This window comes from Arthrobacter sp. NPDC057259, from assembly GCF_042668995.1.
Lineage (GTDB): Bacteria > Actinomycetota > Actinomycetes > Actinomycetales > Micrococcaceae > Arthrobacter.
In genome coordinates this window covers 56,878-68,950 of sequence record NZ_JBHUYA010000009.1, presented here as the reverse complement: position 1 = coordinate 68,950, position 12,073 = coordinate 56,878, and the positions used below count along the sequence as shown (strand labels likewise).

Genomic DNA, 12,073 nt, shown 5'->3' with positions numbered 1-12,073 from the left:
GCGGGTCCTAGTGGTGGCGGTGGTCCTGGATGGTCATCCGTGCGCCGAAGACGGGTTTCCGGAACCCGCTGAGCCCGATCATCCGGACCACCCGCTGGCGGTGCCCGGCCCAGGGCGCCAGCAGCCGGATCATCCCGGCGTCGTCGGTGCGCCGGCCGGTCAGGGCCGCGCCCACGTAGGCGGCCAGGTGGTAGTCGCCCACCGCGATCGAATCGGGACAGCCGTGGGTGCGCTGCACTACCTCGGCCGCTGTCCAGATCCCGACCCCCGGGAGGGTCTGCAGTTTGGTGGCAGCCTCCGCCGAGGGCAGCCCGGCCAGCCGTTCGAGCGCCGCGGCGGAGCGGAGGACGCGCATGGCCGTGTCCGAGCGCTGCGGTCCGACGCCCGCCTTGTGCCACTCCCACGAGGGAATGGCGAGCCACTGCCGGGGCGTGGGCTGGACCATCAGGGTGTCCGGGGCCACGGTGCCCGCACCCGGTGCCGGCGTCCCGAAGCGGTAGACCAGGTAGCGGTAGCCGCGGCGGGCCTCGATCACGGTGACCTTTTGTTCCATGATGGTCGGGATCAGGGCGTCGACCATGCGACCGGTGGCGGGCAGCCGGACGGCAGGGTTCCGGTGGCGGGCGTCCCGGACCATGCGGGGGAGCGTGGCGTGAAACGACGGCTCGTCAAAGCCAGTCCAGTCGTCGTCGCCGCCCAGCAGCCGGGGAACGGCCGCGACGGCCTCCTCCGCGCCGGGACCCCATGCCCGGGCATCGACGAAAGGATCCGACGCCGGCCCGTGGGAGACCAAGCGCAAACTGGCCGGACCGGCCGCGGTGGTAAAGGCCAGCCACACGCCGTCGGCGGCGACCTTGACGGCCGGGTCCCCGTGGCCGCGGCGCAGCGGGCTGATGGTCTGCAGCAGGTCGAACGGGCCGCCCGGACGCCAGCGCAGCGAGGCATCCGCGGACGCGGACGCGCCGGCGGACAGTTCTGCGGTGGTCATGCTTCCATGTTCCCACGGAGCTCCGACGCCGAGTCGAACGGCCCTGACCGGCGGCCCGACTCCGGTCCTACAATCCCCCCAGGAGAAGCTGGTCCGGGCCGAAGGTGCGGACCTCGGCGAGGGCAGGAGCGGATCATGGGCGGCGGCGTGGTGCACTTTGAACTTCCCGCGGACGACGAGGACCGGGCACGCGGTTTCTACAAGGCGGTGTTCGGCTGGACCTTCCAGGTGATGCCGGAAATGGAATACAGCCTGGCGCTGACCACTCCGATGGATGAGCACGGCCGGCCAGCGGTGGCGGGGTCCATCAATGGTGGCATCTTCCGCCGCGGCGAGCTGCGCGCGCCCGTGGTCACCATCGACGTCGAGGACATCGACGCCGCCCTTCGGGACATCGCCGCCCGCGGCGGCGCCGTCCTGCGCGGCAAGATGGAGGTGCCGGGGTCCGGCTGGAACGCCTACTTCACCGACACCGAAGGCAACGTGGTGGGGCTGTGGCAGAACGCCGCCCCCGCCGGGGATGCCGCCGGCGGTTAGGGCAGCGTTCAGTGCCAGGACAGGGTCAGTGCATCCCGCTGGTCAGCCACAGCGCCACGACCGCCAGCGGCAGCGTGAGGACGACGGCCGCGAGGCCGGCCAGGGCGAAGCCGCCCCAACGGATCTCCACATTCAAGGCCCGCAGCCGCTCGTGCCAGAGCAGGGTGGCCAGGGAGGCCCACGGGGTCACCAGCGGACCCAGGTTCACGCCGATCAGCAGGGCCGCCAGCCGCACGGGCGAGCCGCCCACGGGCTCGAGGGCCAGGTAGGCGGGGAGATTGTTGACGACGTTGGCCGCCCCCGCGCCGAGGCCCGCCAGCTGCAGCAGCGCGGGCAGGCTGTCCCCGGACCCGGCGATTCCCGCCAGGGCACGGGTCAGGCCGTTGGAGTGCAGGGTCTCCACCACCATGAAGAGTCCCACCGTGAGCACCAGCGGGCGCCACGGCACCATGGACCAGCGCAGCGAGGACCGGCGGCGCCAGAGGAACAGCACCAGCAGCACCGCGGCCGCGATGCCGGCCGGGATGTAGACCGGCAGGCCGGAGACCAGGGCCGGCAGCAGGAGAATCATGACGCCCGATGACGCGTAGAGCAGCACCTTGTCCCGGACCCCGTGCGGGGCCTGGCGGCCGTACCCGCCGCGCAGGTCCTTGCGGAACGCCAGCCACAGCAGCACCAGCGGCAGCAGGATGCCCACCAGCGAGGGAGCCCAGACCAGGCCCGCGAAACCGGCGGGGCTCAGGCCCAGCCGGGACTGGGCCAGCAGGTTGGTGAGGTTCGAGACCGGCAGCAACAGCGAGGCCGTGTTGGCCAGCCAGATGGTGGTCAGGGCGAACGGCAGGGGAGGGATGCGCGCGTGCACCGCCAGCAGGACGACGACGGGCGTGACCAGCACCGCCGTCGTATCCAGCGACAGGAAGATGGTGGAGACCGTGGACAAGCCGATCACCAGCAGCCACAGCAGCAGGACCCGGCCCCGGCCCCACGCCGCCAACCGGTCCGTCACCGCCCGGAACAGGCCGGCGTCGTCCACCAGTTCGGTCACCAGGGACATGGCCACCACGAACGCCAGCACGGGGACCGTGCGGTCGGCCAGTTCGCCGAACGCCGGCAGCGGCAGCAGGCCCACCGCCAGCGCCAGGACACCGGCCAGCAGCATGCCGCCGGGAACCGCGTAGCTGCGCAGCGCAGGCAGCCAGGAATTTCGCTTCACCGGCTAATCCTCGCACCCGCGCGGGCCCCGCATGGCACGGGAGCGGCCCGGTGACGCGAAGACGGTAACTTGGTAGTCATGAAGTATGCGCCGTCCGTCCTGGACCTCATCGGCAACACGCCCCTCGTCAAGCTCAACCACGTCACCGAAGGCATCGCCGCCACGGTTCTGGTGAAGGTGGAATACCTGAACCCCGGCGGGTCCATCAAGGATCGCATCGCGGCGAAGATGATCGACGAGGCCGAGCGCAGCGGCAAGCTCAAGCCCGGCGGCACCATCGTGGAACCGACCTCCGGCAACACCGGCGTCGGCCTGGCCCTGGTGGCCCAGCAGAAGGGCTACCGCTGCATCTTCGTGGTCCCGGACAAGGTGGGCGAGGACAAGCGCTCCGTGCTGCAGGCCTACGGCGCCGAGGTGGTTGTCACCCCCACCGCCGTCGCCCCGGACAGCCCGCACAGCTACTACGGCGTCTCGGACCGGCTGGTCCGGGAAATCCCCGGCGCGTACAAGCCGGACCAGTTCTCCAACCCCGCCGCCCCCGGCAGCCACTACGAGACCACCGGCCCCGAAATCTGGCGGGACACCGACGGCCGGGTCACCCACTGCGTGATCGGCGCGGGCACCGGCGGCACCATCACCGGCACCGGCCGCTACCTCAAGGAAGTCTCCGCGGACCGGCCCGAGTCCGAGGGCGGCGTCGTCAAGATCATCGGCGCCGACCCCGCCGGCTCGGTCTACTCCGGCGGCACCGGCCGGCCCTACTTCGTCGAGGGCGTCGGCGAGGACATGTGGCCCGGCAACTACGACAAGGGCGTCCCGGACGAGGTCATCGCCGTCACCGACGCCGACTCCTTCGCCATGACCCGCCGCCTGGCCCGCGAGGAGGGCCTCCTGGTGGGCGGTTCCTCCGGCATGGCCGTGGTCGCCGCGCTGCGGGCCGCCAAGGACCTGCCGGCCGACGCCGTCGTGGTGGTCATCCTGCCCGATTCCGGCCGCGGCTACCTGGCCAAGATCTTCAACGACCAGTGGATGCGCTCCTACGGCTTCCTCGCCAGCGGCGACGAGGCCTCCGTGGAAGAGGTACTCAAGGCCAAAACCGGGGAACTGCCCGACCTGGTGCACATCCACCCGAACGAGTCCGTCCGCGACGTCATCAACATCATGAACGAGTACGGCGTCTCGCACATCCCGGTCCTCTCGCAGGAACCACCCGTGGTGATGGGCGAGGTCCTCGGCTCCGTCGACGAACGCACGCTGACCGCCAAGCTGTTCCGCGGCGAGGCGGCCCTCACGGACAAGATCTCCGAACACATGGAGCCCCGCCTGCCCGTGATCGGTTCGCTCGAATCGATCTCGACCGCCCGCGAACTCCTCTCCGACGCGGACACCCTGATGGTGACCTTCGTCGGCGCGCCGGTGGGCATCCTCACCCGCCACGACCTCCTCGCCTACCTCAGCAACTGACATCTCCAAGGAGTCCCATGTCCTCGTCTGACAGCACCCCCGCAGGCTTCAACACCCGTGCGGTCCACGCCGGCCAGGCTTTCGAGCCGCGCACCGGTGCCGTGGTCCCGCCGCTGCACTTCTCCTCCACCTATGCCCAGGACGGCATCGGCGGACTCCGCTCCGGCTACGAGTACGGCCGCGGCGGCAACCCCACCCGCGACGCGCTGCAGGAGCAGCTCGCCGCGCTTGAGGGCGGATCGCACGCTTACTCCTTCGGCTCCGGCCTGGCCGCCGAGGACTCGATGATCCGCGCCCTGACCCGGCCCGGGGACCACATCGTCCTCGGCAACGACGCCTACGGCGGAACCTACCGCCTGATCAGCCGCGTCCTTGGCGAGTGGGGGATCGGCAACACCCCGGTGGACATGTCCGACCTGGAGGCCGTCGCCGCCGCGGTCGCCGCCAACCAGACCCGGCTGGTCTGGGTGGAGACCCCGTCCAACCCGATGATGAAGATCACCGACATCGCCGCGCTCGCCACGGTGGCGCACGACGCCGGGGCCCTCCTGGTTGTGGACAACACCTTCGCGTCCCCGTACCTGCAGAACCCGCTGGCGCTGGGCGCCGACGTCGTCGTTCACTCCACCACCAAGTACATCGGCGGCCACTCCGACGTCGTCGGCGGCGCGATCGTGGTCAACGACCCGGAGCTGGCCGAGAAGATCGGCTTCGTGCAGTTCGCCGTCGGCGCCGTGTCCGGGCCGATGGACGCCTTCCTGACCACCCGCGGGCTGAAGACCCTCGGCGTGCGGATGGACCGGCACAGCGACAACGCCCAGGCCGTTGCCGAATGGCTGCTGCAGCGCCCCGAGGTGGAAGCCGTGCTCTACCCGGGCCTGCCCTCGCACCCCGGCCACGAACTGGCGAAGAAGCAGATGAAGAAGTTCGGCGGCATGGTCTCCGTGCAGTTCAAGGGCGGCGAGCAGGCTGCCCGCACGGTGGCGGAATCCACCTCCGTGTTCACGCTGGCCGAATCCCTCGGCGGCATCGAGTCGCTGATGAACTACCCCTCGGAGATGACGCACGCCTCCGTCAAGGGCACCGAGCTGGCCGTCCCGGAGAACCTGCTCCGGCTCTCCTGCGGCATCGAGGACGTGGAGGACCTGATCGCGGACCTCGAGCAGGCCTTCTCCCGGCTCAAGCCGGGCAGCTAGCGCCGGTGTCCGTTCTCTCCACGCCGGCCCGCACCCCGCTGCGCGGCTGGCTCGCGACGGCGGCCGGTGCGGCCGCCGTCGTCGTTGCCCTGGTGGTCCTCTACACGGCCTACGAGCCGCTCATGAACGACTTCGAGGTCTACTTCTACGGCGGCAACCGCGTGCTGCAGACCGGCGAGACCGGGGTGAACGAACTCTACGCACCCCGGGAAGGGCTGCCGTTCACCTACCCGCCGTTCGCGGCCCTGGTCTTCGCCGCGATGGCCCTGCTGGGGTCCGCCGGCGGCAGCACGGTCTTCACGGCGACGGCGCTGCTGGGCGCCCTCGTGGTCTCCGCCTGGCTGACCCGGCACTACTTCGGACTGGGCCGGTGGCGGGACGCGGCGGCCGACTGGCGGTTCCGCTCCGTGACCCTGGCCGGCACCGCCGCGGTGCTGCTGCTGGGACCCTGGCGGGACACCTTCGACTTCGGCCAGATCAACATCATCCTGATGGGCCTGATCCTGGCCGACTTCGCCCTCTACGGAAAGTCCCGCGCGGGGGAGCTGCGCTGGCCCGCGGGGCTGCTGATCGGCGTCGCCGCCGGCATCAAGCTGACCCCGCTGGCGTTCGGGCTGTACTTCCTGGTCCGCCGCGACTTCAAGGCACTGGCCTGGATGGCCGCCGGCTTCTTCGGCTCGATCGCCCTGGCCTGGGCGCTGCTGCCCGCCGCCTCGGTCACCTTCTGGACCAAAATCCTCCCTGACACCGGCAGGATCGGCGGCCCGGGCTACGTGGACAACCTCTCGGTCAAGGGCCTGCTGCTGCACCTGGGCCTGCCGGACGCCACCTCCACCACCCTGCTCTGGCTGGTGCTGTCGCTGGCGCTGGCCGCCGTGGCCGCGCTGGTCATCCACTGGGCGCTGGCCGCCGACGAGAACTTCGTGGCCGTCTCCGCCACCGCCGTGCTGATGCTGCTGGTCAGCCCCGTCTCCTGGTCCCACCACTGGGTCTGGATGGCCGTCGCGCTGCCCTGCCTGGGCTTCGCCATCCACCGGGTGCCCTCCCGGAACGGCCGCATGAGGATCGCCGGGTGGGTCATCCTGGCCGCCACCGGCGCCGCGTTCTACCTGACGCCCAAGTACCTGGCGGTCCTGGCCGGGGCGCACGAGTGGGGCAAGGGACCGCACACCCAGTGGCAGCTGACCCTCGCCAGCCTGGGCGTGCTGTGCGGGATCGCGATGCTGGCCTACTGGGCCCTGGCGTACCGGCCGTCCCGCACCGCCCTCCGCTCCCGGGCCTGATCCCGGAAAACTCTGGCTTTCTTGAAAGAAGTCAGCTAGCCTGCCGGTATGGCACTGAGATCCGACTGGTCCGAACGCACCTGCAGCATGGCCCGTGGCCTGGACATCCTCGGCGACCCCTGGGGCGTCCTGGTCCTCCGCGAGATCTTCTTCGGCAATGGCCGGTTCGATGCGATCAAGGACCGGCTGGGCGCCTCCGACTCGGTGCTGACCCGGCGGCTCGCGGCGCTCGTCGACGCCGGGCTGCTCACCCGGCGCCCCTACGACGACGGCGGCCGGAGCCGGGAGGAATACGTGCTCACCGCCAAGGGCCAGGACGCGCTGCCGGTGCTCAACGCCGTCGTCATCTGGGCCGAAAAGCACCTGCCCGCCCCCACCCCGGAGGCCCACATGTTCGTGGTCCACACCGGCTGCGGGCAGCGGACCAGCTCCGCCGACACCTGCACCGGCTGCGGCGAGCGGCTGAGCGCCGGCAACACCAGCTGGCATAGCCTCACCCGGACAGACCGGCCCGTCCCGCTGGCCACAGCCCCCGCTCCGCGGAACGGAGCCGCGGCATGAGCGCCCGGCCCGCCGGTTCTGCGGACGTCGCCGCGTCGACCCGGCCCCCGTCGGGCCGCCGGCACCGGATCCACCCCGCGTGGACGGTGGCCGCCGTCGCGTTCCTGGCCCTGGTGGGCGCGGCAGGATTCAGGGCCGCTCCCGGCGTGCTGATGGTCCCGCTGCAGCAGGAATTCGGCTGGTCCACCACGGTCCTCTCCGCCGCGGTCAGCATTAACCTGGTCCTGTTCGGCCTCACCGCACCCTTCGCTGCGGCCCTGATGGAGCGCTTCGGCATCCGGGCCGTCACCGCCGTCGCCCTGGCGCTGATCGGCGCCGGCAGTGCCCTCACCGTCCTGGTGAACCAGTCCTGGCAGATCCTCCTCACGTGGGGGCTGCTGATCGGGCTCGGCACCGGCTCCATGGCGCTGGTCTTCGCGGCCACCATAGCCAACACCTGGTTCGCCACGAGGCGGGGCCTGGTGACCGGCATCCTCACTGCCGGAAGCGCGGCCGGGCAGCTGGTCTTCCTGCCCTTCATCGCGGCCCTGGCCCAGCACCCCGGCTGGCGGCGGGCCTCCCTGCTGATCGCTGCCGGGGCCCTGGCCGTGGTCCCGCTGGTGCTGAAGTTCCTGAAGAATTCCCCGGCCGACGCCGGCGTCCTGCCCTACGGGGCCGAGACCCCGGAGGCGTCCGAGGCCGGCCCGGCACCCGTCCCGCGCGTCAACGCCGCCGTCCGGGCCCTTCGGGTGCTTCGCCGGGCCAGCAGGATCCGCACCTTCTGGGCCCTCGTGGCCGGCTTCGCCATCTGCGGCGCCACCACCAACGGGCTCATCGGCACCCACTTCATCCCCTCCGCGCACGACCACGGCATGCCGGAGACCACGGCGGCGGGGCTGCTGGCCGTCGTCGGGATCTTCGACATCGTCGGCACCATCGCGTCCGGCTGGCTCACGGACCGCTTCAACCCGCGGGTGCTGCTCGCCGTGTACTATCAGTTCCGCGGCATCGGGCTGCTGGTGCTCCCGCTCCTCCTCGGTGCCGAGGTCCAGCCCAGCATGATCGTCTTCGTTGTCATCTACGGCCTCGACTGGGTGGCCACCGTCCCGCCCACCGCGGCGATCTGCCGTCAGGTGTTCGGCGCCGACGGGGGCGTTGTCTTCGGCTGGGTGTTCGCCGCCCACCAGCTCGGCGCCGCAGCGGCCGCGCTGGCCGCCGGGGCCGTCCGGGACGCCACCGGGCAGTACACCTACGCCTGGTTTGCCGCGGCCGCCATGTGCACCATCGCGGCGGTCATCAGCGCCACGATCCGCAAGGACGCCGGGCGCGACGCCAAGGTCGCGGTGCCGGCCTGAGCACTCGGTAGGATGAACGGCGGGGACGGGCACAGACGCCGCCGGCGCGCTGCGCCGTCGTCCCGCTGCAGCATCTATTGGGGGATCCACACATGCCACTGCTCGACACCGACTACCCGCACGCCCCGCCGTCCGCACACCCGGACGCCCCGGCGAGGGTTCCGGGCCGCCGACGCCTCGGCGTTGCCATCGCTGGCGCCCTGCTTCCGCTGGGTCTGGCCGCCGTCGCCCTGGCTGTGTGGCACTGGCTGTCCGGCTGGGGTGAGCAGGGCCTGGACTTCAGCGTCTACTGGTACGGCGGGAATATCCTCAACGGCGCGGGCCCGGCGGCGTCGGAGCTCTATCGGGGCAATGTCGACTGGGCCGGAGGACCCGGCCTGCCATTTACCTACCCGCCCTTCGCCGCCCTCCTCTTCAGCCTGCTGGCCCTGCTGCCCGAAAAGATCGCACTGAACCTGTTCAACACCGCCGGAGTCCTCACCGCGATCTGGGTCGCGGTCCGGGCCCTCCGGTACTGGACAGCAAAAACCGACTGGCGGGCCGTTTTCAGGTCACTGAGCAACTACTGGGCCGCAGCCGTGCTGGTCCTGGCCGTGCTCAACCTCGGCCCCTGGCGCGAGACACTGGCCTTCGGGCAAATCAATATCCTGCTGATGGGCATGATGGCGGCGGACCTGCTGGCGCGGAACCCCCACCGGGCGCACGTTGTCCCCGGCAGCGGGTTCCTGGTGGGGGTCGCCGCGGGGATCAAACTGACGCCGCTCGTCTTCGGGCTGTACTTCCTGGTGAGGAAGGACTGGCGCGGCCTGCTGAACATGGGCGCGGGATTCCTCACCACCGTGCTGCTCGGAGCGCTGCTGCGCCCGGCCGAGTCCGTGGAGTTCTGGTTCCGGATCCTGCCGGACACCTCGCGGATCGGCGGGGCGGGCTACGTGGACAACCTCTCGCTCAAGGGCGCGCTGTTGCACTTTGGAGTTCCCGAGGACGCCGTGACCGTGCCCTGGCTGGTGCTGAGCCTGCTCGTGGTGGCGCTGGCGGCCGGCATCATCAAGTCCGCGAGCGAACAGGGAGCACGGGTGGTCGCCATCTCAACGACGGCTCTCACCATGCTCTTGATCAGCCCCGTCTCCTGGTCCCACCACTGGGTGTGGGTCGCCGTCGTCCTGCCGGCCTTCGCCTGGACCCTGCGCGAAACCCCCGACCTCTATCGTGGGACGCGCTGGCTGATGGGTGCGGTGCTGGGTGTCTCCGTCCTGGTGTTCTTCTTCTCGCCGAAGACGATCGGCACGGCGTTCGGCGCGCAGAACCTCGACGTCCAGACGCCGGGGCTCTGGATCATGGCCTCAAGCGCCGGGGTCTTCTGCGCCGTCGCCCTGCTGTTGTGCTGGCGGCTGGCCCTGCGCCGCGGGTCGCTGGCCCACGCCTTCGACGTGCACACCGCGCCAACGACGGTCCGCGAACCGGCTGCCGCGCGGGCCGCGCTAGGCTGAGGTGCATGACCGCGTCTCCCGCTGCCCCCGACCCCGCCCCGGTTCAGCGCAGGACGGCAATGGTGACCGGCGTCGGGCGGCTCGCGGGCCTCGGGGCCGGCATCGCGCGACGGCTGGCCGCCGACGGCTGGGACCTGGTGCTCACCTACTGGCAGGACTACGACGCCCGGATGCCCTGGGGCGTCCAGCCGGACGATGTCGAACGCCTCACCGCCGAACTGCAGGCCACCGGGGCGGCGGTGGTGGCGGTACCCGCCGACTTCGAGGATCCGCAGGCCGTCGACGTGCTGATGGCCACGGTCGCGGAGGAGGCCGGCACCCTGCACGGACTGGTGCTCAGCCACGCGGAATCCGTGGACTCAGGCATCCTGGACACGTCCCTGGCGAGCTTTGAACGGCACTTCGCCGTCAACACCCGCGCCAGCTGGCAGCTGATCGCGGCGTTTGCCAGGCAGGCGCCGGCCGAAGGCGGCGCGATCGTGGCGCTCACCAGCGACCACACCGCCTTCAACCTGCCCTACGGGGCGTCGAAGGGTGCCCTGGACCGGGTCGTGATAGCCGCGGCGCGGGAGCTGGGACCGCAGGGGATCAGCGCCAACGCGCTCAACCCGGGCCCCGTGGACACCGGCTGGATGGATGCGCAGCTGCGCCAGGACCTGGCCGGGCGGCAGCCCGGCGGACGGCTCGGCACTCCCGCGGATGTTGCCGGGACGGTTGCGTTCCTGCTCTCGCCCGAGGGCCGCTGGGTATCCGGGCAGCTGGTCAAGGCCGACGGCGGTTTCTCCGCCTGACGCCCCGGAGCCGGGGCCCGAACCGCTAGCGGAAGGCCGGGAGACCGGTGATGTGCTGGCCCAGCACCAGGGTGTGCACCTCGTCGGTGCCCTCGTAGGTGCGCACCGATTCGAGGTTGGCCGCGTGCCGTAGCGGTGAGTAGTCCAGGGTGATGCCGTTGCCGCCCAGGATGGTCCTGGCCTCCCGGGCGATCGCGATGGCTTCCCGGACGTTGTTGAGCTTGCCGAGGGAAATCTGCTCGGGCCGCAGTTGCCCGGCGTCCTTGAGCCTGCCCAGCTGCAGGGCCAGCAGCGTCCCCTTCTGGATTTCCAGCAGCATGTTCACCAGCTTCTCCTGCGTCAGCTGGTAGCCGGCCAGCGGTTTGCCGAACTGCAGGCGCTCCTGCGCGTAGCTGAGCGCCGCCTCGTAGGAATCCCGGGCCGCGCCCATGGCACCCCAGGCGATCCCGTAACGGGCCTCGTTCAGGCAGCTGAACGGGCCGCGCAGTCCGCGGGCGGCCGGGAGCAGCGCCTCGGGTCCCAGCCGGACGCCGTCGAAGGTGATGTCGCACTGGATCGAGGCGCGCATCGAGAGCTTCTGCCGGATCGGCGCGGCCGTGACTCCGGCGGTGCCGGCCGGAACAAGGAAGCCGCGCACGCCGTCGTCGGTCATCGCCCAGACCACCATGATGTCCGCCACGGACGCCAGACCGATCCAGCGCTTGGCGCCGTCCAGGATCCAGCCGGCGTCCTCGCCGCTGCCGTCCCGGCGGGCGAAGGTTTGCATGGCGGCGGGATCTGAGCCGGCGGTGGGTTCGGTCAGGGCGAAGCAGCCGATCGCCTCGCCCGCGGCCATGCGCGGCAGCCACTGCTGCTTCTGGTCCTCGGAGCCCCACAGGTGGATGGAGGTCATGGCCAGCGAACCCTGAACCGAGACGAACGTGCGGATGCCGGAGTCCCCGGCCTCCAGCTCCATCGCGGCCAGGCCGTACTCGACGGCGGAACGGCCCGGGCAGCCGTAGCCCTCCAGCTGCATGCCCAGCACGCCCAGCTCACCGAGCTCCGGGGCCAGGTCCAGCGGGAAGACGCCCTCGTCGAACCACTCGGCAATGCCGGGCCGGATCCTCTGCCGGGTGAAGTCGCGGACCTTCTCCCGGACGGCCAGCTCCTCGGAGCTGAGCAGGGAATCGATGGCGAGGACGTCGGAGACGTCGGACACTTCGGCGGGTCGGCTCAT

11 protein-coding genes are annotated in these 12,073 nt (G+C 71.1%); 8 read left to right on the top strand and 3 right to left on the bottom strand.

Annotated elements, in window-relative coordinates:
- Window positions 1-7: 7 nt before the first annotated feature.
- Window positions 8-988, bottom strand: coding sequence for a DNA-3-methyladenine glycosylase (locus tag ACFUCU_RS14615; protein WP_290256005.1), 981 nt, complete (start codon window positions 986-988; stop codon window positions 8-10).
- 135 nt (window positions 989-1,123) lie between these two features.
- On the opposite strand from ACFUCU_RS14615, the gene ACFUCU_RS14610 reads away from it, so the two are divergent.
- Window positions 1,124-1,525, top strand: coding sequence for a VOC family protein (locus tag ACFUCU_RS14610; protein ID WP_377973228.1), 402 nt, complete (start codon window positions 1,124-1,126; stop codon window positions 1,523-1,525).
- 25 nt (window positions 1,526-1,550) lie between these two features.
- Here ACFUCU_RS14610 and ACFUCU_RS14605 read toward each other — a convergent pair whose 3' ends face one another.
- On the bottom strand, window positions 1,551-2,684 hold the full coding sequence (locus ACFUCU_RS14605) for an SLC13 family permease (RefSeq protein WP_377973313.1): 1,134 nt from the start codon (window positions 2,682-2,684) through the stop codon (window positions 1,551-1,553).
- Window positions 2,685-2,816: 132 nt separating this feature from the next.
- Here ACFUCU_RS14605 and ACFUCU_RS14600 point away from each other — a divergent pair, with 132 nt between their 5' ends.
- The 7 genes from ACFUCU_RS14600 to ACFUCU_RS14570 all read left to right on the top strand — a co-directional run bounded on the left by ACFUCU_RS14600 (window position 2,817) and on the right by ACFUCU_RS14570 (window position 10,857).
- Window positions 2,817-4,202: a cystathionine beta-synthase gene (locus ACFUCU_RS14600; RefSeq protein WP_377973227.1), complete on the top strand. Its 1,386-nt coding sequence runs from the start codon at window positions 2,817-2,819 to the stop codon at window positions 4,200-4,202.
- A gap of 17 nt (window positions 4,203-4,219) precedes the next feature.
- Entirely contained in the window at window positions 4,220-5,398 is a 1,179-nt protein-coding gene (locus ACFUCU_RS14595; protein ID WP_377973226.1) for a cystathionine gamma-synthase, read from the top strand.
- Between the two features lie 5 nt (window positions 5,399-5,403).
- Window positions 5,404-6,681, top strand: coding sequence for a glycosyltransferase 87 family protein (locus ACFUCU_RS14590; RefSeq protein WP_377973225.1), 1,278 nt, complete (start codon window positions 5,404-5,406; stop codon window positions 6,679-6,681).
- Between the two features lie 48 nt (window positions 6,682-6,729).
- Window positions 6,730-7,242, top strand: a complete 513-nt coding sequence (locus ACFUCU_RS14585; RefSeq protein ID WP_377973224.1) for a winged helix-turn-helix transcriptional regulator — start codon at window positions 6,730-6,732, stop codon at window positions 7,240-7,242.
- The gene (locus tag ACFUCU_RS14580; RefSeq protein WP_377973223.1) at window positions 7,239-8,576 is read left to right on the top strand and encodes an MFS transporter; all 1,338 of its coding nucleotides are present in this window, start codon (window positions 7,239-7,241) and stop codon (window positions 8,574-8,576) included. Before ACFUCU_RS14585 ends, ACFUCU_RS14580 begins: the two co-directional genes overlap by 4 nt.
- 92 nt (window positions 8,577-8,668) lie before the next feature.
- On the top strand, window positions 8,669-10,066 hold the full coding sequence (locus ACFUCU_RS14575; RefSeq protein ID WP_377973222.1) for a glycosyltransferase 87 family protein: 1,398 nt from the start codon (window positions 8,669-8,671) through the stop codon (window positions 10,064-10,066).
- A gap of 5 nt (window positions 10,067-10,071) precedes the next feature.
- Window positions 10,072-10,857 carry an SDR family oxidoreductase gene (locus ACFUCU_RS14570; RefSeq protein ID WP_290255996.1) on the top strand — a complete coding sequence of 262 codons (786 nt, stop codon included), beginning with the start codon at window positions 10,072-10,074 and terminating at the stop codon, window positions 10,855-10,857.
- A 25-nt stretch (window positions 10,858-10,882) separates the two neighbouring features.
- On the opposite strand, the gene ACFUCU_RS14565 is transcribed toward ACFUCU_RS14570, so the two are convergent.
- A complete protein-coding gene (locus ACFUCU_RS14565; RefSeq protein ID WP_377973221.1) occupies window positions 10,883-12,073 on the bottom strand; it encodes an acyl-CoA dehydrogenase family protein in 1,191 nt (396 codons plus the stop codon).